General features: G+C 51.9%; 27 protein-coding genes, 1 other RNA gene and 1 other annotated feature. Of the genes, 15 read left to right on the top strand and 13 right to left on the bottom strand.

Annotated elements, in window-relative coordinates:
- Positions 1-13: 13 nt before the first annotated feature.
- Entirely contained in the window at positions 14-874 is an 861-nt protein-coding gene (gene tesB, locus IB222_RS17410) for an acyl-CoA thioesterase II (RefSeq protein WP_003831027.1), read from the bottom strand.
- 212 nt (positions 875-1,086) lie between these two features.
- On the opposite strand from tesB, the gene IB222_RS17405 reads away from it, so the two are divergent.
- The gene (locus IB222_RS17405) at positions 1,087-1,656 is read left to right on the top strand and encodes a YbaY family lipoprotein (RefSeq protein ID WP_003021666.1); all 570 of its coding nucleotides are present in this window, start codon (positions 1,087-1,089) and stop codon (positions 1,654-1,656) included.
- A gap of 31 nt (positions 1,657-1,687) precedes the next feature.
- Here the strand turns inward: IB222_RS17405 and IB222_RS17400 are convergent, their stop codons facing one another.
- Entirely contained in the window at positions 1,688-1,999 is a 312-nt protein-coding gene (locus tag IB222_RS17400; protein ID WP_003831028.1) for an MGMT family protein, read from the bottom strand.
- Positions 2,000-2,161: 162 nt separating this feature from the next.
- Here IB222_RS17400 and ffs point away from each other — a divergent pair.
- From ffs to IB222_RS17385, 3 genes are all read left to right on the top strand, one after another.
- Positions 2,162-2,258, top strand: an RNA gene (gene ffs, locus IB222_RS17395) — signal recognition particle sRNA small type.
- Positions 2,259-2,456: 198 nt separating this feature from the next.
- Positions 2,457-2,708 carry a hypothetical protein gene (locus IB222_RS17390; protein WP_003831029.1) on the top strand — a complete coding sequence of 84 codons (252 nt, stop codon included), beginning with the start codon at positions 2,457-2,459 and terminating at the stop codon, positions 2,706-2,708.
- A complete protein-coding gene (locus IB222_RS17385; protein WP_003831030.1) occupies positions 2,705-2,923 on the top strand; it encodes a hypothetical protein in 219 nt (72 codons plus the stop codon). The genes IB222_RS17390 and IB222_RS17385 overlap by 4 nt, the downstream gene beginning before the upstream one ends.
- Positions 2,924-2,982: 59 nt before the next feature.
- Here IB222_RS17385 and IB222_RS17380 read toward each other — a convergent pair whose 3' ends face one another.
- Positions 2,983-4,410 carry a PLP-dependent aminotransferase family protein gene (locus IB222_RS17380; RefSeq protein WP_149384073.1) on the bottom strand — a complete coding sequence of 476 codons (1,428 nt, stop codon included), beginning with the start codon at positions 4,408-4,410 and terminating at the stop codon, positions 2,983-2,985.
- An 87-nt stretch (positions 4,411-4,497) separates the two neighbouring features.
- Here IB222_RS17380 and IB222_RS17375 point away from each other — a divergent pair, with 87 nt between their 5' ends.
- On the top strand, positions 4,498-5,127 hold the full coding sequence (locus IB222_RS17375) for a hypothetical protein (RefSeq protein WP_149384074.1): 630 nt from the start codon (positions 4,498-4,500) through the stop codon (positions 5,125-5,127).
- 64 nt (positions 5,128-5,191) lie between these two features.
- Positions 5,192-5,545 carry a DUF1428 family protein gene (locus IB222_RS17370; RefSeq protein WP_003831033.1) on the top strand — a complete coding sequence of 118 codons (354 nt, stop codon included), beginning with the start codon at positions 5,192-5,194 and terminating at the stop codon, positions 5,543-5,545.
- Between the two features lie 51 nt (positions 5,546-5,596).
- On the opposite strand, the gene IB222_RS17365 is transcribed toward IB222_RS17370, so the two are convergent.
- The gene (locus tag IB222_RS17365) at positions 5,597-7,150 is read right to left on the bottom strand and encodes an EAL domain-containing protein (RefSeq protein ID WP_148362336.1); all 1,554 of its coding nucleotides are present in this window, start codon (positions 7,148-7,150) and stop codon (positions 5,597-5,599) included.
- A 188-nt stretch (positions 7,151-7,338) separates the two neighbouring features.
- On the opposite strand from IB222_RS17365, the gene IB222_RS17360 reads away from it, so the two are divergent.
- Both IB222_RS17360 and ykgO read left to right on the top strand, forming a co-directional pair.
- Positions 7,339-7,599 (top strand): type B 50S ribosomal protein L31, encoded by a 261-nt coding sequence (locus IB222_RS17360; protein WP_003021719.1) that lies wholly within the window; start codon positions 7,339-7,341, stop codon positions 7,597-7,599.
- Between the two features lies 1 nt (position 7,600).
- Positions 7,601-7,741, top strand: coding sequence for a type B 50S ribosomal protein L36 (gene ykgO, locus IB222_RS17355; protein WP_005125190.1), 141 nt, complete (start codon positions 7,601-7,603; stop codon positions 7,739-7,741).
- Positions 7,742-7,819: 78 nt separating this feature from the next.
- Here ykgO and IB222_RS17350 read toward each other — a convergent pair whose 3' ends face one another.
- From IB222_RS17350 to acrA, 6 genes are all read right to left on the bottom strand, one after another.
- Positions 7,820-8,290, bottom strand: a complete 471-nt coding sequence (locus IB222_RS17350) for a YlaC family protein (RefSeq protein WP_020996574.1) — start codon at positions 8,288-8,290, stop codon at positions 7,820-7,822.
- Between the two features lie 116 nt (positions 8,291-8,406).
- Positions 8,407-8,958, bottom strand: a complete 552-nt coding sequence (gene maa / locus IB222_RS17345) for a maltose O-acetyltransferase (RefSeq protein ID WP_149384075.1) — start codon at positions 8,956-8,958, stop codon at positions 8,407-8,409.
- 181 nt (positions 8,959-9,139) lie between these two features.
- Complete coding sequence (locus IB222_RS17340; RefSeq protein ID WP_002892050.1) at positions 9,140-9,358, bottom strand: HHA domain-containing protein; 219 nt, start codon at positions 9,356-9,358, stop codon at positions 9,140-9,142.
- Between the two features lie 27 nt (positions 9,359-9,385).
- Positions 9,386-9,760 (bottom strand): Hha toxicity modulator TomB, encoded by a 375-nt coding sequence (gene tomB / locus IB222_RS17335; protein ID WP_003021733.1) that lies wholly within the window; start codon positions 9,758-9,760, stop codon positions 9,386-9,388.
- Between the two features lie 488 nt (positions 9,761-10,248).
- Complete coding sequence (gene acrB, locus IB222_RS17330) at positions 10,249-13,398, bottom strand: efflux RND transporter permease AcrB (RefSeq protein ID WP_126319003.1); 3,150 nt, start codon at positions 13,396-13,398, stop codon at positions 10,249-10,251.
- Between the two features lie 22 nt (positions 13,399-13,420).
- Complete coding sequence (gene acrA, locus IB222_RS17325) at positions 13,421-14,614, bottom strand: multidrug efflux RND transporter periplasmic adaptor subunit AcrA (RefSeq protein ID WP_149384076.1); 1,194 nt, start codon at positions 14,612-14,614, stop codon at positions 13,421-13,423.
- Between the two features lie 141 nt (positions 14,615-14,755).
- Between acrA and acrR the strand changes: the two genes are divergently transcribed.
- Both acrR and mscK read left to right on the top strand, forming a co-directional pair.
- On the top strand, positions 14,756-15,406 hold the full coding sequence (acrR, locus tag IB222_RS17320; protein WP_003831045.1) for a multidrug efflux transporter transcriptional repressor AcrR: 651 nt from the start codon (positions 14,756-14,758) through the stop codon (positions 15,404-15,406).
- Between the two features lie 128 nt (positions 15,407-15,534).
- A complete protein-coding gene (gene mscK / locus IB222_RS17315) occupies positions 15,535-18,900 on the top strand; it encodes a mechanosensitive channel MscK (RefSeq protein WP_149384077.1) in 3,366 nt (1,121 codons plus the stop codon).
- A 39-nt stretch (positions 18,901-18,939) separates the two neighbouring features.
- Here mscK and IB222_RS17310 read toward each other — a convergent pair whose 3' ends face one another.
- From IB222_RS17310 to priC, 3 genes are all read right to left on the bottom strand, one after another.
- Positions 18,940-19,863: an Rpn family recombination-promoting nuclease/putative transposase gene (locus tag IB222_RS17310; protein WP_149384078.1), complete on the bottom strand. Its 924-nt coding sequence runs from the start codon at positions 19,861-19,863 to the stop codon at positions 18,940-18,942.
- Positions 19,864-19,932: 69 nt separating this feature from the next.
- Positions 19,933-20,100, bottom strand: a complete 168-nt coding sequence (gene rsmS / locus IB222_RS17305) for a pleiotropic regulatory protein RsmS (protein WP_065772037.1) — start codon at positions 20,098-20,100, stop codon at positions 19,933-19,935.
- A gap of 14 nt (positions 20,101-20,114) precedes the next feature.
- Complete coding sequence (gene priC / locus IB222_RS17300) at positions 20,115-20,642, bottom strand: primosomal replication protein N'' (protein WP_188055281.1); 528 nt, start codon at positions 20,640-20,642, stop codon at positions 20,115-20,117.
- A gap of 69 nt (positions 20,643-20,711) precedes the next feature.
- Here priC and IB222_RS17295 point away from each other — a divergent pair, with 69 nt between their 5' ends.
- The 5 genes from IB222_RS17295 to recR all read left to right on the top strand — a co-directional run bounded on the left by IB222_RS17295 (position 20,712) and on the right by recR (position 24,872).
- The gene (locus IB222_RS17295; protein ID WP_032934350.1) at positions 20,712-21,089 is read left to right on the top strand and encodes a DUF454 family protein; all 378 of its coding nucleotides are present in this window, start codon (positions 20,712-20,714) and stop codon (positions 21,087-21,089) included.
- 193 nt (positions 21,090-21,282) lie between these two features.
- Positions 21,283-21,834 carry an adenine phosphoribosyltransferase gene (apt, locus tag IB222_RS17290; protein ID WP_149384079.1) on the top strand — a complete coding sequence of 184 codons (552 nt, stop codon included), beginning with the start codon at positions 21,283-21,285 and terminating at the stop codon, positions 21,832-21,834.
- A 117-nt stretch (positions 21,835-21,951) separates the two neighbouring features.
- A complete protein-coding gene (gene dnaX, locus IB222_RS17285) occupies positions 21,952-23,880 on the top strand; it encodes a DNA polymerase III subunit gamma/tau (protein ID WP_003831049.1) in 1,929 nt (642 codons plus the stop codon).
- Positions 23,213-23,277 (top strand) — a sequence feature (DnaX frameshifting element). Its footprint overlaps the gene before it by 65 nt.
- 57 nt (positions 23,881-23,937) lie before the next feature.
- Complete coding sequence (locus IB222_RS17280; RefSeq protein ID WP_003021764.1) at positions 23,938-24,267, top strand: YbaB/EbfC family nucleoid-associated protein; 330 nt, start codon at positions 23,938-23,940, stop codon at positions 24,265-24,267.
- A complete protein-coding gene (gene recR, locus IB222_RS17275; protein WP_003831050.1) occupies positions 24,267-24,872 on the top strand; it encodes a recombination mediator RecR in 606 nt (201 codons plus the stop codon). The genes IB222_RS17280 and recR overlap by 1 nt, the downstream gene beginning before the upstream one ends.
- The last annotated feature ends 53 nt before the right edge of the window (positions 24,873-24,925 follow it).

The following is a 24,925-nucleotide window of genomic DNA, read 5'->3' as shown; positions in this document are numbered from 1 at the left end:
CATCCGGTAATTCTCAATTGCGATTACGCATTACCCCTTCCTGCACGGTAGAGGCGACCAGTACGCCGTCCTGGGTATAAAACTCCCCGCGTACAAAACCCCGGGCACCGGAGGCCGAAGTGCTCTCGACGTTATACAACAGCCACTCATTAATATTGAACGGACGGTGGAACCACATGGAGTGGTCAATGGTGGCGATCTGAATCCCTTTTTCCAGAAAACCAATCCCGTATGGCTGCAGTGCAACAGGCAGGAAGTTCAGGTCTGAGGCATAGCCAAGCAGATATTGATGGACGCGTAGATCGTCCTGCAGCTCGCCGTTTGCGCGGATCCATACCTGGCGCGCCGGAGGTGCGACGTGACCTTTTAAGGGGTTGTGAAACTCAACCGGGCGCACTTCCAACGGACGATCGTTGATAAATTTTTCTTTCAACAGCGGCGGCAGTAAATGCGCCACTGAACGGGCAATTTCCGTTTCTGATTTCAGCTCATCGGGACCCGGCGCATCCGGCATGGTTTTCTGATGTTCAAATCCGTCTTCCGGTGCCTGGAAAGAGGCGGTCATGTAAAAAATGGGTTTACCATTCTGAATTGCGGCAACGCGGCGCGCGCTGAAGCTGTTACCATCACGCAAGACTTCAACATCATAGATGATGGGCTTTTGGCTATCGCCGGGGCGTAAAAAATAGCTGTGAAAAGAGTGGACCAGACGCTCTTCCGGTACGGTTTCTTTGGCGGCATACAGCGCCTGACCGACAACCTGTCCCCCAAAAACCTGACGCAACCCTAAGTCTTCACTTTGGCCCCGAAAGAGTCCTTCTTCAATTTTTTCCAGATTTAACAATGTCAGCAAATTTTTCAGCGCCAGACTCATACGTGCTCTCCAGGTTATATCATTCTCGCAGCGAGGTAGGCAGAGTATAACGCAATTTTGAAAGTGGTCCGATGGGTGCAATTGTCTGAATTAAAGGCCTATTACAGGCAAAAACAGCTGTCTTGTGCCACACTTAGTCACGTTATGTTTTTGTTAACCACTCTTCTGGCGAGGAAAGTTCTCGCTGGTGCATAGATGATAAGGAGAATTTAATGAAACTCGTGCACATGGTAAGTGGTTTAGCGGTTGCGGTCGCTCTGGCGGCCTGTGCTGATAAAAGTGCAGATATTCAGACACCTGCGCCAAGCCCTAATACGTCAATTGCTGACACACAGTCTAAAATTCAACAGCCAAATGTTTCTGGTACGGTATGGATCCGCCAGAAAGTGGCCTTGCCACCCGATGCGGTGCTGACCGTCACGCTGTCAGATGCGTCGCTGGCCGATGCGCCGTCAAAAGTGCTGTCGCAAAAAGCGGTCCGTACTGAAGGCAAGCAGGCGCCATTCAGCTTCGTATTACCGTTTAATCCAGCAGATATTCAGCCTAACGCTCGTATTCTGCTGAGTGCGGCAATTACGGTTAATGACAAACTGGTCTTTATTACTGATACCGTTCAGACGGTCATTAATCAGGGTGGTACAAAAGCTGACCTGACGCTGGTCCCTGTACAGCAAACGGCAGTACCGGTTCAGGCGAGCGGTGGGGCTGCCACCACGGTGCCGTCAACGTCACCAACCCAGGTGAATCCGTCTTCTGCCGTTCCTGCCCCCACGCAGTACTAAGGTAGTCGTAACCCTCTCCGCCTGGAGAGGGTTAGTACACCCAGCGATAACGCTGTAAATCGATCTGTCCGCTTCCAGAAACCACAATTCCCTCTGCCAGTAACGCCTGACGCTGCCGTTGCAGGTCGGGGCCGGTCAGCGAAATGGTACCATGGCGATTGACCACCCGATGCCAGGGCAGAGTGCTGCCTTCGGGGAGACGCTTAAGCACGCCGCCTACCTGGCGCGCAGCACGCGGCGAACCGGCAAGCCTGGCAACATCGCCATACGTGGTGACGAAACCTTCGGGGATTGACGCGACGATTTGCCAGACGCGTTGGGGGAAAGAGTCTTGTATATCCATTATTTATTCCTGCGCTAATCCTCCAGCATAATGCTGAATGGCGAAGGAGTGAAGCTGCATTGCACAAGAAAACAGCATCCGATGCTGGATGGGTTGCAATTACAGGGTGCAGCAGTGATAATGCGCCTGCGCGTTGGTTAACAACGCTCTCAATGGGGGCTCTGTTGGTTCTCCCGCAACACTACTCTGTTTACCAGGTCAGGTCCGGAAGGAAGCAGCCAAGGCAGATGACGTGTGTGCCGGGATGTAGCTGGCAGAGCCCCCACCCAATTCTGCCGTCCGGCAATTTCCCTTCTGCTTATCTTCTTTTCTTTGTCATCGTATTGTCATTTTATTGTCATCAAATGCTGTCAATGTGTTTCGGGGATGTTATTTGATGCTTTTGCCGCCGCCATCGCGCTGTAACGACAGAGTCTTACATTCGGTGTGTTTTGGCTGACCACAAGGATTTTCTACGATGTCGACCGCTGTATTGAATGTCAAAATTGATGAGGCGCTAAAAGAAAAGCTTCGCCATTACGCTGAAGTGCATAACGAAAATTTAAGTGTTGCGACGGAAAAACTGCTGCTGATTGCGTTTACCGCCGTTGAAGAGGCGGGAGTCTCCGCTGAGGATATCGATAGCCAGCATACGGAAGAGTCCGTAGTTGAAGCACTGACTCCTAAAGAAATCAAAGCGTTGCGCAGACTACTGAAGAAGAAAAAATGAAACAACAACCGCTCTCAACCGCCTGTAATTACGGCGAAGCTTGTGAAATGCTGCGTTCCGGTTATGTGAAACATGTTCGTCTGAGCTGGAATGTCGGCAGCGATGAGTTCTTCCGTATTGCCTCCGACTGGTGTGATGCCGGGGCAAAAATTAAGAAAGACGGTGAGAATTTCGTAATTTCCCTGAAGGGATTCCCGGTTCCTCCTCAACAGTAATATTGCTGGGACTTCCTTGTCCATCACGGTATTCAATGGCGGGTCTTTTGACTCGTCGCTTAGATTATTTTACGCATTTTTCCGCTGCTGGCCTGCAATCGCAGGTTATCCCAAATGGGTTGCAACACTCTGAAAGCAGCACGCGCTGTGTCATCCGGTAACGTGAAGGGCATACGCAAAAAGCGATCGAATGCGCCATCAAGGCCAAACCGCGTACCGGTACCCAGCTGAATGCCTGCACTTTCGGCGCGTGTGGCAAAGAGCGTCGCCAGCGTATCGGGCAGTTCAACCCAGAAAGAGAGTCCTCCCTGTGGCTGGGTAAACTGCCATTCCGGGAAATGTGAGTTCATCAGGTCCGAGCACAGATCTCGCCGCGATGTGAGCAGGCGTCTTCTGTCAGGAAGAAAGTTAGGGGCGTTATCCAGCAGCCAACTGGTGGCGAGTTGTTCAAGCACCGGGGAGCCTAAATCGAAGGTGTCGCGGGTTTGTACCAGCGCCGCAATGGTTCGTGCCGACGCCCGGATCCAGCCCAGACGTAATCCCCCCCAAAAGCTTTTCCCGGCCGAACCCAATAGAATGATCGGCGCGTCGCGATTGAATGCGGCAAGTGGCGGCGGCGGCGGGGCGTCATACCACAGGTTCACCATCGTCTCATCGACCACCAGGGTAGTGCGGGTTCGTTCGGCAATATCCGCCACGACCTGGCGAGTTGCAGCGTCCATGCAACGCCCGGTCGGGTTGTGAAAGTCCGGCATCAGGTAGGCCATTCTCGGTGCGGTTTGCGCGAGGGTGGCGACCAGACCCGCGGTATCCCAACCGTGCTCGGGTAGCGACACGCCGACGGGGCGACAGGATGCGCCTTGAATCGCGGCAATCGCCAGCGGATAAGTAGGGTGATCTACCACTACGCGATCGCCGGGGCCGGTGAGCAAACGTAGGATCAGCGCCAGGCCGCTGACAGCACCATTCACGACCATGATTTCATCGGGCTGCGTCGGGAGCCCGCGATCGCAATAATGCTGAGCGATGGATTCACGCAATACCGACAGTCCCTGTGGCAGATACCCGGAACTCAACAGATGCTGTGGCATGGCGAACAGCGCCTGTTGGTAAGCCTGATGAATTTCGGGTCCGGCACTTAGCGCCGCCGTGGACAAATCAAGTGCTGTGCCGGTACTGGTCCGGGTTGGCACATGGCGAATATGTTCCGGCAGGATCACCCGTGATCCGCTACCATGACGGCTTTCCAGATATCCCTCTTCACGCAGTTGCGCCATAGCGCTGGCGACGGTAGTTCGACTTACTTGCAGGACGACGGCGAGCTCGCGTTCACCCGGTAAACGGCTATCCAGCGCCAGTCGACCATCGAGAATAAGCAGACGTAACGCTTCTGCCAGCTGTCGCCAGATGGGCGTTCGCGAGGGGCTTTCCTGCCAGTGTCCGAGCAGGCGCTGCAAAGACTGGCTTCCGTAACGGCGAGATGACATAGCAGTCCACTTTTTGAAAACTGGACATTAATCATAGTGCCAATTGCGGTGAAGATGAAAGTTATCTGAGAGTGAGAGGGGAAAAGCATGCTGCGTCGTTTACTTCAGCTGTTTATCGGGCTGACGCTGTACGGTGTGTCGACGGCGATGTTTGTCCGTGCTGATTTAGGGGCCGATCCGTGGAACGTGTTTCACCTGGGTGTAGCCAATTTATTGTCAATGAATATCGGCGTGGTGATTATTGCCGTGGGCGTGTTGGTGCTGCTGGCGTGGATACCGTTGCGCCAGCGTCCTGGCTTTGGCACGTTGAGTAACGTGATTATGATCGGACTGGCGGCAGATGCCGTGCTGCTGGTGATTCCGGGATTTGAATCCCTGCTGGCGCGCAGCGGGCTGTTGGTATCAGCAGTTTTCCTGAATGCGTTAGCAACCAGTCTGTACATTGGTGCCGGTTTTGGCGCCGGTCCGCGTGACGGCCTGATGACCGGTATTCACGCGCGTACCGGCTGGCCAGTACGACGAATTCGAACCGCAATCGAAGTGTCGGTGCTGCTTATCGGCTGGTTGCTGGGAGGAACCGTGGGGGTTGGTACGGTGCTGTATGCCTTGGCAATCGGGCCGCTCATTCAGCTTTGCCTGCCGTGGTTTCGGCATCAGCCGCAGGCACGTATTCGCATCAAGAATACGCCTGGGGCGCGATCGTCTGCTGGCGACTAAACTTAACCTCGACTGACGCGGCCGGAATCGGCTTGCCGCGCAGTACACTTCGGAGGTTTTTCTCATGAAGTATGTTGATGGCTTTGTGGTTGCCGTACCCGCTGAAAACAAGGAGGCGTACATTGCGATGGCGGCAAAAGCAGCTCCGCTTTTCAAGGAGTTCGGTGCATTGCGCGTGGTGGAGTGCTGGGCAGATGATGTCCCCGACGGCAAGTTGACCGATTTTCGCATGGCTGTGAAAGCGCAGGATCATGAAGAAGTGGTATTCAGCTGGATTGAATATCCATCCAAAGAGGTCCGCGATGCGGCGAATCAGAAGATGATGTCCGATCCCCGTATGAAGGAATTCGGTGAATCTATGCCATTTGATGGCAAGCGAATGATCTACGGTGGATTTGCGCCCATTATGGAAGAGTGATGTGACTGGCTGTGCGGCGTGCCGCCAGCCATCTCAACATCAACAGCCATGTTAAAGCCGTTTTTCTGCCCACAGAATAAATTCCGCTTTCGGCAGCGCTTTGCTGTAAAGCCAACCCTGACCGTACTGCACGCCGTGCTGGCGTAGCCAGGTTTCCTGATTCTCGGTTTCGATACCTTCCGCCACCATCTCAAGTTTCAGCGTTTTTGCTATCTCGATGATATGCGGCGTGACGTTATTGTACTCCAATGCATCGACGAAAGATTTGTCTATCTTCAGGATATCGACATCCAGATCCTGTAAATAGCTCAGGCTGGAATAGCCGGTGCCAAAATCATCGATATAGATCGAGTGGCCTGCCTGACGGTATTTAGCAATAAACGGCGCGCTGTTTTTCGGGTCGGCAAATTCGCGTTCAGTTAGCTCCAGCGCGATTTGCGCAGGCTTAAGCTGCCAGCGGTTCACCTTCTGGCTTAACAGGGCAGGAAGCGTTTCGGAGGACAGATCGGCTGACTCTAGGTTGATGGATATATGCTGCTCCGGATGCTGACGCAGCCATTTGCCTAAATCTTCAAATACGCTTTCAATGATCAACCGGGTGAGGGACTCTGTCAGCCCGGTTTCATGCGCCAGCGCGACGAAGATTTCCGGCGACAGATAGCTTCCGTCGGCCTGCTGCCAGCGAGCCAGCGCCTCTGCCCCAACCACTTTCCCCGTTTTGAGCGAGATAATTGGTTGATAGTGGACTTTGATGTCCCGATGCTGGATAGCGTCCTGCAACTGGTGATGGGGCGACTGTAAGCGGCGCAAAATACGCAAAACAAAGGCGGCGGTGAGTAAGCCGATAAGAATGCCTGCCGGGAGCCAGATCAGTGCTTGCCGGTGCCAGGTTTTTTGCAATGGCAGGGTGGAAGCCCAGGTTACGATCGTGATACCCAACTCAGGAAAGGGGCGGGCGTTATAAATGCTGCCATCTTTTTTAAAATGAGTAATCGATCGTTCTTGCTGTACATGCTGCAAAACGTCCGATGGCAGATCGGCGCTACTGGCAACCACGACGTTGCGCACGGTGCCAATGATAGTCACTTCAATCGGCCATGAGCCAAACGGGATGACGTCAATGAAAGAACCCGGATCGACCATCACAACATAATGTTCGCTCCCTAATGCTGCCATAAAACGCTTGATGCCCAAATCATTTTGCGTGGTAAGCCATGCGCGATATCCATCAGGCGTGACTTTCATTGCGGGTGGAAATGCGTCAGCCTGGCTTCTTTTTTCCAGAGATGAGCATTGCGGAACGTTATCTTTGAGGTACAGCACTTCCTGAATATAGCGATAGCTATATGACAAACGACGCATTTCCAGCAGATGCTCTTCACTACAAGGCACCCCCTGAAATGCTTCAATATGGCGCAATGCTTTTTTCGCCTGCTCGCCTACGCGTTCCGTACGTAATGCGACTCGCGTTGAGAACATGTCGAGCTCATCGATAAATTTCGTTTCGACCTGACGATGTGCCAGCCACAGGCTTAAACCTACAGGCGCGAGGATGGAAAGGAACAGTACCCCAGTCACCAGGCTTATCAGATGTCGTGTTGTCACAGTGATATCCTTATTTACACAGCGTAGGGAAAGTATATCCGAAACCCCAAAAAGCTATTCGATTGGCATCATATATTTACGGCCACTTATCATCCCGTTTGACTCCCTGTCGCGTAAATCAGGTTGTGATTTGTACAAGAGTGGTGTATTTTGTTGGTTATGTTATAACGTAACAAATTGAGGTTGCCATGAAACCGGATATTCATCCTTTTTACCGTACCGTGGTGTTTCACGATACCAGTGCCAATGAATTCTTTAAGGTCGGTTCGACCATCAAGACTGAGCGTGAGATTGAGTTTGAGGGGGAAATGTACCCGTACGTGACCCTCGATATCTCTTCCAAATCGCATCCGTACTATACCGGGAAACAAAAAACCTTTGATAATGAAGGTAGTGCAGCACGTTTCCAAAAACGTTTTGGTCATTTTATTGGCGTTAAGCGGGGTTAAAATGCAGGTACTCAATTCACTTCGCAGCGCAAAACAGCGCCATCCTGACTGCCAGATAGTAAAACGCAAAGGGCGTTTGTACGTTATCTGCAAAACGAATCCGCGCTTTAAAGCAGTACAGGGTCGTAAAAAAAGACGTTAGTTTCTTTGCCAGCATTTCAGGGAGTAAAGTGCGTTGCCTTCGCAGCAACGCACTTTTTTTATCTGTGCTGAGATGCCGTTACTGGCTGGTCTGGGCGCGGGTAAGCGTAAAGACATCGTAAAACGAGAGTTCGCCTTTGCGCGATATCATCTTTTGCAGCTGTGCTTTATGTTCGCTGTCCACGGACGGCGAGTGCAGGATAGTATCTATGAGTGAGGAGGGGACAAAGCGCGTGTTGTACCATTCTCCGTTATAGCAAACTCTAAAATCCAGAACGTCGATATCTTCAAAGCGGTATCGTGGCGCAACGTCGAAAAAGAAAAAGCCGTTGAGTACAACGAACAGTACCACCAGCAGCCATACTGAATCGACTAACGTTTCTGACTGTAGCATCACCGCCAGCGTGGCAAACCACGCAACATACATGCCGATAAACAGCCCTGGATGTTTGCGAATAAAGCTGATGCTAAAGCGCGGTTTGTTGTCGCGCTTCTCGCGAATATTTAAGTCGTCGATTGTTTCAGTAAGCAGGCGCTGTATTTCTGTCATCTCTTGCCTTCGTGGTGTCTGCAAAATTCAGGTGCGATCGCCCTATTTTAAAAGGGGATACGTTCTGAAGAAAGTAACAGATTAACCACAATTTAGCATAACAGTTACATTTAACATCACAGCGTTTTGATGATCCTTGCGGGATTGCCTCCAACCACGGTGTTGGCCGGAACGCTTTTGGTGACCACTGCGCCTGATGCCACAACCACGTTATCACCCAGCGTGACGCCAGGATTTATTACTGCACGTCCACCTATCCAGACGTTATTGCCGATTGTCACGGGCTTTCCGAACTCCAGGCCACTGTTGCGCTCGGTAGCATCCAGCGGATGGGTCGCGGAATAGATATGAACGCCAGGTGCCAGCATGCAGTTGTCGCCAATATGAATTGGACAGACGTCGAGCATAACGCAGTCGAAATTAGCGTAAAAGTCTTTACCAAGATAGATGTTATAACCGTAATCACAACGGAAAGAGGGTTCAATATAGGCCCCCTCACTCTGACCTAACAGATCATGCAGGATTGCCTGACGCTCATTTTTTTCATCGGGAGCGGTGAGATTGTAGCGATGGATCAACTGACGAGCGCGTAGGCGGTCACTGCGCAGCGTTTCATCTGCCGGGCGATAGTATTCGCCGGCGATCATTTTTTGCTTTTCATTACGCATTACGAATTCCCTGTGTACTGAAGGTTATTTCAGCACAGTAAAACGTAATGCAAGAAAGGGGAACGTTCCCGCTTCTTTGCTGTGATCATAGTCACGTGATTTGAATTAAATAACCATTGTAAATACGAAAATGGTCAGCCAGACAACTGTACCGCTATACCTGACTTAACCTTGAGTGCAATTAGCGAATGAATTTCCAAACAGAAGTTGGAATCTTGTCGTAAAGCTTATTCATGGTCAATTCAGCAAGGCGATGATCTGCTGCTGAGTAAAATACAGCCAGTTCGTTGTCGGACAATTCATATTTATTTTTTTCAATAACGCGCTCTAGCGTATCAATTGTCTGGCAACGTCGCAGGCGCATCAAATAATCTGTTTTAGTTAATGGTTTATCGGACATAACTCTTACCTATGATTGTAATAATTTTTAACAAGACAAACTAACAGGATTAGCCCTGGTGGCATTGACAAAACAGCGAAACAGTCGATTACCTGACTTCCGCCATTTCTGCAGATCCTGCGTATTAATACCATAACTGCTGAACAACATAAAAGTGTCATCCAGGTATTCATCTATCTGCGCAATCAGCTTATTGTCCTCATTGTACTTAATTTTATAATTAAGTGCGAAGGTTGCAATATGCTCTATCAGTTCATTGAGCTGCAAGCTGGTGGCAGAGGTAGGGTCATTAACCCAGCCATGGTTACTTTGTTCAAGGTTTGCAAGACAGTCATGATACAGGGTTTCGCAGAGAAATTTAAGCTGCGCGATATCATGTCTTTTGGGTGAGTATTCATCCATAACGCATCCCCTTCTTAGTGGCTTAAACTAACCGAACACCTTTCGGGATGGATACAACAACTACCTGGAACTTGCCCGCGACTCCTGATGATTTAACTATAATCTACTCTAAAAAAGATTTCATCGTCATATCACGAAAAATTACAATTATGTAAAATTATGATGCTACGTCATTTTTACATTTTAACAGATAAATGCCGCTATTCGAAATGGGACAATTTCTTTATTCTTCGGGCAATCATCGGGTTATCTTGTTTAGGTTTAGCAACGAAAGGCAACAACCGACAATGTGAACCAGTGGGTAGGAATAATCTTAATATTTATTAAAGTAAATAAGAACTCTCGCTGTTTTTTTAAGAATAGCCTTTAAGGCTGCAAGGATTATATCGCTTATTTACCCGATAGAAAATAAACGGAATGGCAATAAGTGATTTTTATGATTTTTCCAGAAAAAAGGCCGCTTGCGCGGCCTTATCTTTAGAGATGTATCAATGATGGTCTACTGAGTGGCTATGCTCAATATCTTCATTTTTGCGGCTAAAGCGGCGGCGTACCACCACAAAGAACACCGGAACAAAGAAGATCGCCAACACGGTTGCCGTCACCATCCCGCCCATTACGCCAGTACCAACGGCGTTCTGTGCACCGGAACCTGCGCCGGAGCTGATGACCAGCGGCATTACGCCCAGAATAAAGGCCAGTGACGTCATCAGGATTGGACGTAAACGCATGCGTACTGCGTCCAGCGTCGCCTCTATCAGACCTTTACCCTCTTTATCCATCAAGTCTTTGGCGAATTCGACGATAAGTATCGCGTTCTTCGCCGATAACCCAATGGTTGTGAGCAGGCCTACCTGGAAGTAAACGTCGTTGGTCAGGCCGCGGAACGTTGCTGCCAGCAATGCACCGATAACACCCAGCGGTACCACCAGCATTACGGAGAACGGAATTGACCAGCTCTCGTACAACGCTGCCAGACACAAGAACACGACGATCAGTGAAATGGCATACAGGGCAGGGGCCTGGTTGCCGGACAGTCGTTCCTGGTAGGACATACCGGTCCAGTCATAACCGATACCGGAAGGCAGTTTGCTGGCCAGTTGCTCCATCATTGCCATGGCTTCACCGGTACTTTTACCCGGAGCGGCCTGGCCTAAGATTTCCATGGAAGGCAAACCGTTATAGCGTTCCAGACGCGGCGAACCGTATTCCCAACGTGAGGTAGAGAAGGCGGAGAACGGTACCATCTGCCCATCGCTACCACGGACGTACCAGTTTCCAATATCTTCCGGCAACATACGGTATTTCGCTTCAGACATGACGTAAACTTTCTTCACACGACCACGGTCGATGAAGTCATTCACGTAGCTTCCGCCCCACGCTGCACCCAGCGTTGTATTAATATCACTTATGGAAACGCCCAGAGCCTGCGCTTTTTCCTGATCGATATCGATCTTGAACTGCGGCGTATCTTCCAGACCGTTAGGACGAACACCGACCAACAGATCAGGATGCTTCGCGACTTCACCAAACAGCTGGTTACGCGCCTGAGTCAGCTTCTCATGACCTAAGCCTGCCTGGTCAATCAACTGGAAGTCGAAACCGGTCGCGGTCCCTAACTCCACAATCGCTGGCAGGTTAAAGGCAAAGACCATCGCGTCTTTAATCTGTGAGAATGCGCCCATCGCACGTTGAGTAATCGCCTCAACCTTGTTCTCTTCACCTGGACGTTCACTCCAGTCTTTCAGAGAAACGAACGCGATACCGGTGTTCTGACCACGACCAGCAAAACCGAAACCGTTAACGGCAAACACCGATTCAACGTTCGCTTTTTCCTTGGTCAGGTAGTAATCCGTCATTTCGTCCAGCACCTTCTGGGTACGCTCTTGCGTTGCACCCGCTGGCAGCTGAGCCATAGACAGGAATACCCCCTGGTCTTCATCTGGCAGGAACGAACTTGGCAGACGAACGAACAGATAGGCCATGCCCACGACGATGATCAGATACAGCGCCAGATAACGACCGGTGCTGCGCAGAATACCGCCCACGCTATCGGTGTAATGATGCGTGCTCTTATCGAACATGCGGTTAAACCAGCCGAAGAAGCCTTTTTTGCCTTCTCCGTGATCGCCTTTAGCAATCGGTTTGAGCATGGTCGCACACAGGGCAGGGGTCAGAATCAATGCCACCAGTACAGACAACGCCATCGCAGAAACAATGGTGATGGAGAACTGACGGTAAATTGCACCGGTAGAACCACCGAAGAACGCCATTGGGATAAATACCGCTGACAGTACCATCGCGATACCGACCAGTGCGCCCTGAATCTGGCCCATCGATTTACGCGTTGCTTCCTTCGGCGGTAGTCCTTCCTCAGCCATTACACGTTCAACGTTCTCGACCACAACGATGGCGTCATCCACCAGCAGGCCGATGGCGAGTACCATCCCGAACATCGTCAGGGTGTTTATCGAGAAGCCGAAAATCGCAAGGACGGCAAACGTACCCAAGAGCACCACCGGCACGGCGATAGTCGGAATCAGCGTCGCGCGGAAGTTCTGCAGGAACAGATACATTACCAGGAACACGAGGATGATTGCTTCCGCCAGCGTTTTTACTACTTCGTGAATAGAGATTTTCACGAACGGCGTGGTGTCATATGGGTAAACGATCTTCAGACCTGACGGGAAGAACGGCTCCATCTTCTTCAGTTCTTCGCGGATAGCGTTTGCTGTATCCAGGGCGTTAGCACCTGTCGCCAGCTTGATACCCAGACCGGATGCCGGTTTACCGTTGAACTTCGCAATGATGTCGTAGTTCTCACCGCCCAGTTCCACTTTCGCCACGTCACGCAGACGAACCTGGGAACCATCCTGATTCACTTTCAGCAGAATTTTGCTGAACTCATCAGCGGAGGTCAGACGGGTTTGCGCGATGATTGACGCGTTAAGCTGCTGGCCTTTAACCGGTGGCGTACCACCTAACTGACCGGCTGCAACCTGGGCGTTCTGCGCCTTGATGGCGCTGATTACATCAACCGGCGTCAGCTGGAAGTTGTTCAGTTTGTTCGGATCCATCCAGATACGCATCGCGTACTGAGAACCAAACAGCTGAACATCACCCACGCCTGAAGTACGGCTAATAGCGTCCTTCATGTTGGCGCCAACGTAGTCGGAAATATCCTCCTGCGTCATGGTGCCGTTGGTGTTGATAACACCGACAACCATCAGGAAGCTACTGGATGACTTCTCAACGCTAACCCCTTGCTGCTGTACTTCCTGCGGCAGCAACGGCATGGCCAGCTGCAGTTTGTTCTGCACCTGAACCTGCGCGATATCCGCATCAGTACCAGACTGGAAGGTTAGGGTGATCTGCACGGTACCCGTGGAGTCACTGTTAGAGGACATGTACATCAGGTTATCGATACCGTTCATGTTCTGTTCGATAACCTGCGTAACAGTATCCTGTACTGTTTTGGCATCAGCGCCAGGGTAGGTCGCGGAGATCGTCACTGCTGGCGGTGCAATAGTCGGATATTGCGCTACCGGCAATTTGAGGATCGCGAGCCCCCCTGCCAACATGATGATAATGGCGATCACCCACGCAAATATTGGGCGATCGATAAAGAAATTAGGCATGTCTTAACGGCTCCTGTTTAAGTTAAGACTTGGACTGTTCAGGCTGGCTACCGCTTTGGCCTTGCTGGTTGTTATCAGCGGTGATTTCCTGCGCTTTTACCTGCGCGCCAGGACGTACTTTCTGCAGCCCAGTAACAATCACGCGGTCGCCCGGCTTAAGTCCATCAGTGACTAACCATTTGTCGCCAATCGCTTGTGCGGCGACAATTTGACGAGTTTCAACTTTGTTGTCTGCACCGATAACCAATGCACTGGCATCGCCACGCGGTGTACGGGTAACGCCTTGCTGTGGAACCAGTAATGCAGTTGGGTTAATCCCTTCTTCCAGACGTGCACGGACGAACATACCCGGCAGTAAGGTGTGATCCGGGTTAGGGAAGATTGCGCGTAACGTAATCGACCCGGTGGTTTGATCAACCGTCACATCAGAAAACTCCAGCGTACCGGACTGCGGGAATTTAATGCCGTCATTGGTTACCAGTTCGACTTTCGCTTTGCCGTTCTCTTGCTTCAGCGTGCCGTTGGCCAGCTCTTGTTTCAGGCGCAGGAAGTCGTTGCTTGACTGCGTCACGTCCACGTAGATCGGGTCCAGCTGTTGAACTGTCGCCAGTGCGTTCGCTTGACCGTTTTGCACCAGAGCCCCTTCCGTAACGGATGATTTACCAATGCGGCCGCTGATCGGCGACGTCACTTTGGTATAGGCCAGATTGATGCGTGCTGTTTCTACCGCGGCTTTTGCGGCAACAACGGCGGCGTTTGCCTGCTGTGCGTCTGCCAGCGCGCTATCGTAATCCTGTTGACTGATGTACTTAGTACCCAACAGTTTCTGATAACGTTTAACCGTCAGTTGAGCGATATTTGCTGCGGCTTGTGCTTTGGCCAGATCGCCTTTTGCGCTTTCGTAAGCGGCCTGGTAAGTCGCAGGATCAATCTGATAGAGAGATACACCCGCTTCGATGTCACCACCTTCGGTGAAATTACGCTTCAGGATAATACCGCTAACCTGAGGGCGAACTTCTGCGATGCGAAACGCACTGGTGCGACCCGGAAGCTCGGTTGTTATCTGTAGAGGTTCAGTTTTGAGTGTAACAACTCCAACCTCTGGCATCTGCTGGCCCCCTTGTTGGGCCTGTTTGTCGTCACATCCTGTTAGCGCTAAGCTGCCTGAGAGCATCAGAACGACTGCCAGAGGCGTTAACCCTCTGTTTTTGTTCATATGTAAACCTCGAGTGTCCGATTTCAAATTGATCAATGGCTTAAAGCCCATAAACCCATTGCTGCGTTTATATTATCGTCGTGCTATGGTACATACATTCACAAATGTATGTAAATCTAACGCCTGTAAATTCACTGACATATGGCACGAAAAACCAAACAACAAGCACAGGAAACACGACAGCATATTCTCGATGTTGCTCTGCATTTGTTTTCGCAACAAGGGGTATCATCCACCTCGCTTGCGGAGATCGCAAAAGCCGCTGGTGTCACGCGCGGCGCGATTTATTGGCATTTCAAAAACAAGTCGGATTTATTCAGTGAAATCTGGGAGCTAGCAAAACCTAACATTGATGAGTTAGAGACTGAGTATCAGGCAAAATTCCCCGACGATCCACTATCAGTATTAAGAGAAATTTTAATTTACGTTCTTGAAGCTACCGTGACAGAAGAACGCCGACGTTTGTTGCTGGAAATTATATTCCACAAATGCGAATTTGTCGGGGAAATGGCCTCTGTTCAGTTAGCTCAACGCCATCTTTGTATTGAAAATTACGATCGTATCGAACAAACATTGCGGCACTGTATGGATGCCAATATGCTGCCGGAAAACCTGAACACCCGTCGCGTGGCGGTCCTGTTGCGTAGCTACATTACCGGAATCATAGAAAACTGGTTATTTGCCCCCGAATCGTTTGATCTGAAAAAAGAAGCTCGGGAATACGTGGCTGTGCTGCTGGAGATGTGCCTTATGTGCCCAACTCTGCGGCTTGGCGTGGCGGAAATCCACTAAACGTTTTGGGCCTGTACCAGGAATTCTCCTGGTCGTTTTGCCTGCTGCTATTCTGCCGGTCACAGCCGTGATATTCTTGCCGCTTGACTATTTTCGGTCACTTTTCCGGTTCAGAAACGTTCATTCTCATGACTATGTTGCAGCTCTATAAACGTTCACAGCATCTTATTGCTATTACCATTCTTTTCTTCATTCTCTTGCTATCTTGCCAGTCGTCTGCTTTTGCGCGGGCGCAACAGAGTGGTGAACTGCCGACGAAAGCGGATATTCAGAGCCAACTGGACGCGCTGAGTAAACAAAAAGATCTCTCCGCGCAGGATAAGCTGGTCCAACAGGATCTCATCGATACCATCGCCACGTTGGATAAAATCGATCGCGTGAAAGATGAGACCGTACAGCTTCGCCAGAAAGTTGCCCAGGCACCGGAGAAAATGCGTCAGGCGACGGATGCGTTAAATTCGCTCAGCGATGTCGATAACGACGATGAAACGCGAAAGACGCTGAGTACACTCTCCTTGCGACAGCTTGAGTCGCGCGTGGCACAGGTTTTGGATGACCTGCAAAGTGCGCAAAACGATCTTGCCGTTTACAACAGCCAACTGGTGTCGCTCCAGACGCAGCCAGAGCGTGTGCAGAATGCGATGTACACCGCGTCGCAGCAAATGCAGCAAATCCGCAATCGACTCGATGGCACCAATGTGGGAGAGGCGGCGTTACGCCCCAGCCAGCAGGTGTTGCTGCAGGCGCAGCAGGCGCTGCTGAATGCGCAGATCGACCAACAGCGTAAGAGCCTGGAAGGCAATACTGTTTTGCAGGATACCTTGCAAAAACAACGTGACTACGTAACAGCTAACAGTAACCGGCTTGAACATCAGCTCCAGCTCCTGCAAGAAGCGGTGAACAGCAAACGACTGACGTTAACCGAAAAGACGGCTCAGGAAGCGGTAACGCCGGATGAAGCCGAGCGTATTCAGTCAAATCCGTTAGTGAAGCAGGAACTGGATGTTAACCATCAGCTAAGTCAGCGCCTGATTGCCGCGACCGAAAACGGCAACAACCTAATGCAGCAGAATATCAAAGTCAAAAACTGGCTTGACCGCGCGCTGCAATCCGAACGCAATATTAAAGAACAGATCGCTGTCCTGAAAGGCAGTCTGCTGCTGTCGCGTATTCTGTATCAGCAACAACAAACACTGCCGTCGGCGGATGAACTTGCCGATATGACTAACCGGATCGCTGATTTGCGTCTGGAACAGTTTGAGATTAACCAGCAGCGCGATGCGCTATTCCAGAACGATGCGTTTGTCGCCAAACTGGAAGAAGGGCACAGCAACGAAGTGAATGGTGAAGTCCATGATGCCCTGCTGCAGGTTGTGGATATGCGCCGTGAACTGTTGGATCAGCTGAACAAGCAGCTGGGCAACCAGTTGATGATGGCGATTAACCTGCAAATCAATCAACAGCAGCTAATGAGCGTGTCGAAGAACCTGAAAGGGATCCTCACGCAGCAAATCTTCTGGGTTAATAGTAACCGTCCGATGGACTGGGACTGGATCAAAGCCTTCCCGCAAACGCTCAAAGACCAGTTTAAGTCGATGAAAATCACAGTGAACTGGGAAAAAGCCTGGCCAGCGGTCTTTATTGCGTTCCTGGCGGGCCTGCCGCTGCTGCTTATTGCCGGGTTAATCCGCTGGCGTTTGAAATGGCTGAAAGAGTATCAGGCGAAATTAGCCGCCGCAGTAGGGAATCTGCGTAATGACAGTCAGCTCAATACGCCAAAAGCGATACTGATCGATCTGATCAGAGCGTTGCCGGCGTGCCTGATTATCCTCGCCGTGGGCCTGATTCTGCTTACCATGCAGTTGAATATCAGCGACCTGCTGTGGGCGTTCAGTAAGAAGATGACAGTCTTCTGGCTGGTGTTTGGTCTGTGCTGGAAGGTGCTGGAAAAAGATGGCGTGGCGATACGTCATTTTGGCATGCCAGCACAGCAGACCAGCCACTGGCGCCGCCAGATCGTGCGTATTAGCCTGGCGCTGTTGCCGCTTAACTTCTGGTCGGTCATTGCTGAACTGTCGCCGCTTAATTTGATGGACGATGTGCTGGGTCAGGTAGTTATTTTCCTCAACCTGCTGCTGATCGCCTTCCTGGTATGGCCAATGTGCCGCGAAAGCTGGCGTGACAAAGAGTCACATGGCCTGCGTCTGGTCACTATTACCGTCCTCTCAATTATCCCGATTGCATTAATGGTGCTGACGGCGACAGGGTATTTCTACACCACGTTGCGCCTGGCCGGCCGTTGGATTGAAACGGTCTATCTGGTTATCCTTTGGAACCTGCTGTATCAGACGGTACTGCGTGGATTGAGTGTGGCGGCACGTCGTATCGCCTGGCGCCGTGCCTTAGCGCGTCGTCAGAACCTGGTGAAAGAAGGGGCGGAAGGAGCCGAGCCGCAGGAAGAACCGACCATTGCGCTTGAGCAGGTTAACCAGCAAACGCTGCGTATAACAATGCTGGTGATGGTTGCCCTGTTTGGTATTCTGTTCTGGGCAATTTGGTCCGATCTAATCACCGTGTTCAGTTATCTCGATAGCATTACGCTCTGGCATTACAACGGCACCGAAGCGGGAGCTGCGGTGGTGAAAGACGTCACCATGGGCAGTCTGCTGTTTGCGATTATTGCCTCAATGGTCGCGTGGGCGCTGATCCGTAACTTACCCGGCCTGCTGGAAGTGCTGGTGCTGTCGCGACTGAAGATGCGTCAGGGTGCTTCGTATGCGATCACCACGATCCTTAACTACGCGATCATCGCCATCGGTGCGATGACGGTCTTCGGATCGCTCGGTGTTTCATGGGATAAGCTACAGTGGCTGGCAGCAGCCCTGTCGGTTGGTCTTGGTTTTGGCTTGCAGGAAATCTTCGGTAACTTTGTTTCGGGTCTGATTATTCTGTTTGAACGCCCGGTCCGCATCGGCGATACCGTGACTATCGGTACGTTCTCAGGAACGGTCAGCAAGATCCGTATCCGTGCCACCACTATTACCGACTTCGATCGCAAAGAGGTGATCATCCCGAACAAAGCATTTGTGACGGAGCGTTTGATCAACTGGTCGCTTTCCGATACCACCACGCGTCTGGTGATCCGCATCGGCGTGGCCTACGGTTCGGATCTGGATAAAGTGAAGAAAGTGCTGCTGCAGGCGGCGATGGAACACCCGAAAGTGATGCACGATCCAGAGCCTGCAGTGTTCTTTACCGCCTTCGGCGCCAGCACGTTGGATCATGAACTGCGTTTATACGTGCGTGAACTGCGCGATCGTAGCCACACGGTTGATGAACTGAACCGTGCGGTCGATCGTTTGTGCCGTGAAAACGACATTGATATCGCCTTTAACCAGCTCGAAGTGCACCTGCATAACGCGAAAGGTGATACCGTGACCGAGGTTAAGCGTGACATCATTAAAGGTGATGATCCGACGCCTTCGGTAGGTTAAGTTGCAATCAGGGCGGCATATTTGCCGCCCTGATTGCATTTAGTGCGCCAGCGCGACCAGTTCTTCCTGCGTCAGGCCTGTAAGGTGCGTAATCAGCTCCAGTTCCAGGCCGCGGGCGAGCATTTTTTGTGCGATATTACGCGCTTCAACCTGCCGACCTTCTTCTAACCCTTTTTCCAGCCCTTGTTGTATGCCTTCCACTCTGCCTTTTTCTTCCAACCATTCGGCAATCGTCATCAGCTGTTCCTTGTACTGTGGCGCACTCTGCGCCAGATGGCGGACAAGTACGCCGGGTTCCGTGGTATTTCCTGCTTTAAGCATGTAATTAATCAAAACGTCGATTTGATATTCTGTCAGATGCTCTTGTGTTAAGAGTGTGACCAGTTGATCCAATAGCTCACTCAGATCCCGTCGACGAATATGTTTTTGCAGGAGTTCCAGCATCGCTACCCGTTGATGCTGCAAGATCTGATTATCTGGCATTACGGTCAGGTCTACCAGTGTAAATTCATTGCCGTAAAGCGCTTTCGCAAGCTTTGGTTCGCTAAACAGGTGATGCCAGTTAAGGGTATAAGGCCACGGACTTTCCATACCATGGTAAAACAGGATAGGAACGACCAGAGGTAATGTCTTATGCCCGGCGTTAAGATGGTGTTGCATGGCGGCAATTGCGTAGCGCATCAGGCGAAAGGCCATGAATTTATCGGGCTTACTCTGATGTTCAATCAGTGCGTAAACGTAGCTGGGTCCATGTGTTGTTTGCAGGGAATAGAGGATATCTGAATAGCTGGTATGTAAATCGTCCTCAATAAAGCTGCCTGATTCCAGTGTTAATGTATCCATATCGCATATATTGAGAAATGCTTCAGGCAAACGGATCTGCAAAAAATCTCGGGCAACCTCCTTTTGCGTCAGCATTTGCCGAAAGACCGCGTCGTGGGGTGTGGTGGGGAGTCGTTCCATGATCTGTCCGTTATCGTCGTGATGTTGCGACGACTCTGACACCGAAGCCAATGGCAGACCAGAGGGCAATTAATCAGTTTGCGAGGTGCCTTCCGCAGTTTTAAGTTTGTTTTCATAATCACGCATGACGATCTCCAGCGCGCGTAGCACTGTTCGTGCTGGTAGCTGATTTTCCTCAAGTAAAACAATCAAATCGACGGCCAGTTTGACCTCGTCCGGGGCGTTCTCTAATGACATAAATTCTCCGGGGATTAACGGGTTAAACGCGCCAGCACGTTTTCTATTCTTGCCAGAGCATGGCGACAGCGCGCCAGTCGCGCCTCGAATGCTTCTACTTCACGATGCAGTTTTTGCTGTTCTTCAAAGCCGGTAGCCTGAGCCAGACGCTCTTTGCGTTCACGCGTCATTTCAACCAGACGGCGTTCAAATTCCTGATGTTGGACCCGCTTGCGCTGCCAGCGCGCCAGACCTGGAGAAGCGCTGTCCCACATTCGAAGGGACCAACTGGCGGTTTCACGTGAAATCGCCTCTAACTGTGAGGCAAGGTGTTCCGCAAGCCAGGTGATTTGCGGGAGTTGCTGCTGCTCAACGGCACGACGCAGGGCAGTAAGATTATCGTCAGCCTCATCCAGACAAGCCTGCAGCAACGTGCTGCGCGTGTGAAACAGATGCCTGTCAAAGCGGGCGCTAAGCGTTGTGTGATGCGCCAGCGGAGCACAACGCTGTCGCAGGCGGTTAAGCTGGTTTTCGAGCGTCTGTAACAGCATGGCGGTTTTCACAACAACACTCCGATGAAAATGAGAACCGTTATGCTAAAGTAGCGATTCTCTGTGTTAAGTACTCATATTATGCAACGCATTATTCTAATCATCATTGGCTGGATAGCGGTAGTGCTAGGTACGCTGGGCGTTGTATTGCCTCTGTTGCCGACGACGCCGTTTATACTGCTGGCAGCCTGGTGTTTTGCCCGCTCATCGCCGCGTTTTCACGACTGGTTGCTTTACCGTTCGTGGTTCGGCGGGTATTTGCGCCACTGGCAAAAACACCGTGCGATGCCGCCGGGAGCAAAACCGCGCGCTGTTTTGTTGATCCTGGTGACGTTTGGTATTTCACTGTGGCTGGTCAATATGATGTGGGTGCGCGGCCTGCTGCTGGTTATTCTTGCCTGTTTACTGATTTTTATGTGGCGGATCCCGGTGATTGATGAAAAACAACAAAAGCAGTAAAGCGCAATAATCGCTGTTGCAATTGTCTCTCACAGCCAGTAAATTCGACCGTTTTCGAGCACAGGCGCAGGTGGTCAAAGGTTAAGCAAGTGTAACCTTGGCTCTTATATAGACACAAAATCATTCAAGATACGTCGAGGATGAAGTGTTTAGTGCGCCGTGAAGTAATACTGTATTAATCAGGCACAAACTTATGACCGCGACAGCACAGCAGCTTGAGTTTCTCAAAAATAGCATCAAAAGCATCCACGACTACCCAAAACCGGGCATTCTCTTTCGTGATGTCACCAGTTTACTGGAAGACCCGAAATCCTACGCCCTCAGCATTGAATTGCTGGTTGAACGCTACAAAAATGCGGGTATCACTAAAGTGGTTGGCACCGAAGCGCGTGGCTTCCTGTTTGGCGCGCCGGTAGCGTTGGGTCTGGGCGTCGGCTTTGTTCCGGTACGCAAACCCCGTAAGCTTCCGCGTGAAGTTATTGCTGAGACCTATGAGCTGGAATACGGCACCGATCAGCTGGAAATCCACGTTGATGCCATCAAACCTGGCGATAAAGTGCTGGTTGTGGACGACCTGCTGGCAACTGGCGGCACGATTGAAGCGACTGTGAAGCTGATCCGCCGTCTGGGTGGTGAAGTTACCGATGCTGCTTTTATCATTAACCTGTTTGATCTGGGCGGCGAACAGCGTCTGGAAAAACAGGGGCTGACCTGTTATAGCCTGGTTCCATTCCCGGGCCACTAAGTCGGGCTATCTTATCTCGGTAGACGAATACCGAGACACACAACCTCGCCGTCGCTGCGAGGTTGTGTTAGCATTATCCCCCTGTGAATCCACCCTCCAGCCTTTCAGAGCCTGCCAATGAGTTATCAGGTCTTAGCCCGAAAATGGCGCCCACAAACCTTTGCTGACGTCGTCGGCCAGGAACATGTGCTGACGGCACTGGCGAACGGCTTGTCGTTAGGGCGTATTCATCATGCTTATTTGTTTTCCGGCACCCGTGGCGTCGGGAAAACCTCTATCGCCCGTTTGCTGGCGAAGGGATTAAACTGTGAAACCGGCATCACCGCCACGCCGTGTGGCGTGTGCGATAATTGCCGGGAAATCGAGCAGGGGCGTTTTGTCGATCTGATTGAAATCGACGCCGCCTCACGCACCAAAGTCGAAGACACCCGTGACCTGCTGGATAACGTCCAGTATGCGCCTGCGCGCGGTCGCTTTAAGGTCTACTTGATCGACGAAGTGCACATGCTGTCTCGCCACAGTTTTAATGCCTTGCTGAAAACGCTCGAAGAGCCGCCCGCGCACGTTAAGTTCCTGCTGGCGACTACCGATCCGCAGAAGCTGCCGGTGACTATCCTGTCGCGCTGTCTGCAATTCCATCTTAAAGCGTTGGATGTCGAACAGATTCGCCATCAGCTTGAGCATATCCTCAAAGAAGAGCATATCGCCCATGAACCACGTGCACTGCAACTGCTGGCTCGCGCCGCGGACGGCAGCCTGCGTGATGCGCTGAGCCTGACCGATCAGGCGATCGCCAGCGGCGATGGCCAGGTCTCGACCGAAGCGGTCAGCACTATGCTCGGCACGCTGGACGACGACCAGGCGCTCTCGCTCGTTGAAGCGGTTGTTGCTGCGGACGGCGAACGCGTGATGGCGCTGGTAAACGACGCCGCCGCGCGCGGTATCGAATGGGAAGCGCTGCTGGTTGAGATGTCGGCTTTGCTGCATCGTATTGCCATGGTTCAGCTTTCGCCTGCCGCGCTCGGCAGCGATATGGCCGCCATTGAACAGCGTATGCGTGAACTGGCGCGAATTGTTCCGCCAACCGATGTGCAGCTTTACTACCAAACTTTGTTAATCGGGCGCAAGGAACTGCCATATGCGCCGGACAGGCGAATGGGCGTCGAAATGACGCTGCTGCGTGCGCTGGCTTTTCATCCGCGCATGCCGCTCCCGGAACCTGAAGTTCCACGACAGTCGTTTGCCCCGGTCGCACCCACTGCGGTGATGACCCCGACGCAGGTGCAGCAGCAGCCTGCGCCTGCACAACAGCAACAGAATGTGCCGCTCTCCGATGCCACCAGTCAGGTGTTAGCGGCGCGTAGCCAGTTGCAACGCGCTCAGGGAGCAACCAAAGCAAAAAAGAGTGAACCGGCAGCCGCTTCCCGCGCGCGGCCGGTGAATAATGCTGCGCTGGAAAGACTGGCTTCGGTGTCGGAACGTGTTCAGGCGCGTCCGGCGGTCTCTGCGCTGGAAAAAGCACCGGCGAAGAAAGAAGCGTATCGCTGGAAAGCGACCAATCCTGTTGCAGAAGTTAAAGAAGTCGTTGCCACGCCGAAAGCGCTGAAAAAAGCGCTTGAGCATGAAAAAACGCCGGAACTGGCGGCAAAGCTTGCGGCTGAAGCCATTGAACGCGACCCGTGGGCCGCCCAGGTGAGTCAGCTCTCGCTGCCTAAACTGGTGGAGCAGGTGGCGCTTAATGCCTGGAAAGAAGAGAATGGCAACGTAGTTTGCCTGCATCTGCGTTCCACGCAGCGACACCTAAATTCCAGCGGTGCGCAGCAAAAACTGGCCGAAGCTCTGAGTTCCTTAACGGGGTCAACGGTTGAATTGACCATCGTTGAAGATGATAATCCAGCGGTGCGTACGCCGCTGGAGTGGCGTCAGGCCATTTATGAAGAGAAGCTCGCGCAGGCGCGTGAGTCGATTATTGCGGATAATAACATCCAGACGCTGCGTCGTTTTTTCGATGCGGAGCTGGACGAAGAGAGTATTCGCCCCATTTGATCGTCAGCCTAATGGTTTGACGGTCGTCATCCCTTAACGTGATTGAGAGAGAAACCTATGTTTGGTAAAGGCGGTCTGGGTAACCTGATGAAACAGGCCCAGCAGATGCAAGAAAAAATGCAGCAGATGCAGGAAGAAGTCGCCAAGCTGGAAGTGACCGGCGAATCTGGCGCGGGTCTGGTAAAAGTGACCATTAACGGCGCGCACAACTGCCGTCGCGTGGAGATCGATCCAAGCCTGCTGGAAGACGACAAAGAGATGCTGGAAGATCTGGTTGCTGCGGCATTCAACGACGCGGCGCGTCGCATTGAAGAGACGCAGAAAGAGAAGATGGCCTCTGTTTCCTCCGGAATGCAGCTGCCGCCAGGCTTTAAGATGCCGTTCTGATGCAAACCAGCCCGCTGTTAACTCAGCTTATGGAAGCACTGCGCTGTCTGCCCGGCGTTGGCCCGAAGTCGGCGCAGCGCATGGCGTTCACGCTACTTCAGCGCGATCGCAGCGGCGGGATGCGTCTGGCACAGGCGTTAACGAAGGCAATGTCGGAAATCGGCCACTGTGCCGATTGCCGCACCTTCACAGAACAAGACGTCTGCAACATTTGTTCGAACCCGCGTCGCCAGGAAAACGGTCAGATTTGTGTGGTGGAGAGTCCGGCGGACATCTACGCCATTGAGCAAACCGGGCAGTTTTCCGGACGTTACTTCGTGCTGATGGGACACCTGTCGCCGCTGGACGGTATTGGCCCTGATGATATCGGGCTGGATCGTCTCGAACAGCGACTGGAGTCTGAGCAAATCAACGAACTGATCCTGGCGACCAATCCCACGGTCGAAGGAGAGGCGACCGCCAACTATATTGCTGAGCTTTGCATGCAATATGGCGTTGAAGCCAGCCGTATCGCCCATGGCGTTCCGGTAGGCGGCGAGCTGGAAATGGTCGATGGCACTACGCTGTCGCACTCTCTGGCAGGACGACACAAGATTAAATTCTGAACAAACGGAGGCCGCGACGGCGGCTTCCGCTTGAAATCCTTCCCGCTTGTCCC

The sequence above is a fragment of the Citrobacter sp. C13 genome, assembly GCF_014596815.2.
Taxonomy (GTDB): Bacteria; Pseudomonadota; Gammaproteobacteria; order Enterobacterales; family Enterobacteriaceae; genus Citrobacter; species Citrobacter portucalensis.
This window is presented reverse-complemented; position numbering and strand designations above follow the sequence as displayed.

Bases quoted from the DNA above. Each gene is read 5' to 3' on its own strand.
- tomB (WP_003021733.1), bottom strand. From the start codon at position 9,760: ATGGATGAATACTCACCCAAAAGACATGATATCGCGCAGCTTAAATTT.
- acrR (WP_003831045.1), top strand. From the start codon at position 14,756: ATGGCACGAAAAACCAAACAACAAGCACAGGAAACACGACAGCATATT.
- maa (WP_149384075.1), bottom strand. From the start codon at position 8,958: ATGCGTAATGAAAAGCAAAAAATGATCGCCGGCGAATACTATCGCCCG.
- IB222_RS17400 (WP_003831028.1), bottom strand. From the start codon at position 1,999: ATGGATATACAAGACTCTTTCCCCCAACGCGTCTGGCAAATCGTCGCG.
- IB222_RS17385 (WP_003831030.1), top strand. From the start codon at position 2,705: ATGAAACAACAACCGCTCTCAACCGCCTGTAATTACGGCGAAGCTTGT.
- acrA (WP_149384076.1), bottom strand. From the start codon at position 14,614: ATGAACAAAAACAGAGGGTTAACGCCTCTGGCAGTCGTTCTGATGCTC.
- IB222_RS17360 (WP_003021719.1), top strand. From the start codon at position 7,339: ATGAAACCGGATATTCATCCTTTTTACCGTACCGTGGTGTTTCACGAT.
- IB222_RS17280 (WP_003021764.1), top strand. From the start codon at position 23,938: ATGTTTGGTAAAGGCGGTCTGGGTAACCTGATGAAACAGGCCCAGCAG.
- IB222_RS17390 (WP_003831029.1), top strand. From the start codon at position 2,457: ATGTCGACCGCTGTATTGAATGTCAAAATTGATGAGGCGCTAAAAGAA.
- IB222_RS17370 (WP_003831033.1), top strand. From the start codon at position 5,192: ATGAAGTATGTTGATGGCTTTGTGGTTGCCGTACCCGCTGAAAACAAG.
- IB222_RS17340 (WP_002892050.1), bottom strand. From the start codon at position 9,358: ATGTCCGATAAACCATTAACTAAAACAGATTATTTGATGCGCCTGCGA.
- tesB (WP_003831027.1), bottom strand. From the start codon at position 874: ATGAGTCTGGCGCTGAAAAATTTGCTGACATTGTTAAATCTGGAAAAA.
- ykgO (WP_005125190.1), top strand. From the start codon at position 7,601: ATGCAGGTACTCAATTCACTTCGCAGCGCAAAACAGCGCCATCCTGAC.
- IB222_RS17310 (WP_149384078.1), bottom strand. From the start codon at position 19,863: ATGGAACGACTCCCCACCACACCCCACGACGCGGTCTTTCGGCAAATG.
- rsmS (WP_065772037.1), bottom strand. From the start codon at position 20,100: ATGTCATTAGAGAACGCCCCGGACGAGGTCAAACTGGCCGTCGATTTG.
- IB222_RS17380 (WP_149384073.1), bottom strand. From the start codon at position 4,410: ATGTCATCTCGCCGTTACGGAAGCCAGTCTTTGCAGCGCCTGCTCGGA.
- IB222_RS17350 (WP_020996574.1), bottom strand. From the start codon at position 8,290: ATGACAGAAATACAGCGCCTGCTTACTGAAACAATCGACGACTTAAAT.
- IB222_RS17375 (WP_149384074.1), top strand. From the start codon at position 4,498: ATGCTGCGTCGTTTACTTCAGCTGTTTATCGGGCTGACGCTGTACGGT.
- dnaX (WP_003831049.1), top strand. From the start codon at position 21,952: ATGAGTTATCAGGTCTTAGCCCGAAAATGGCGCCCACAAACCTTTGCT.
- IB222_RS17295 (WP_032934350.1), top strand. From the start codon at position 20,712: ATGCAACGCATTATTCTAATCATCATTGGCTGGATAGCGGTAGTGCTA.
- mscK (WP_149384077.1), top strand. From the start codon at position 15,535: ATGACTATGTTGCAGCTCTATAAACGTTCACAGCATCTTATTGCTATT.
- recR (WP_003831050.1), top strand. From the start codon at position 24,267: ATGCAAACCAGCCCGCTGTTAACTCAGCTTATGGAAGCACTGCGCTGT.
- IB222_RS17405 (WP_003021666.1), top strand. From the start codon at position 1,087: ATGAAACTCGTGCACATGGTAAGTGGTTTAGCGGTTGCGGTCGCTCTG.
- acrB (WP_126319003.1), bottom strand. From the start codon at position 13,398: ATGCCTAATTTCTTTATCGATCGCCCAATATTTGCGTGGGTGATCGCC.
- apt (WP_149384079.1), top strand. From the start codon at position 21,283: ATGACCGCGACAGCACAGCAGCTTGAGTTTCTCAAAAATAGCATCAAA.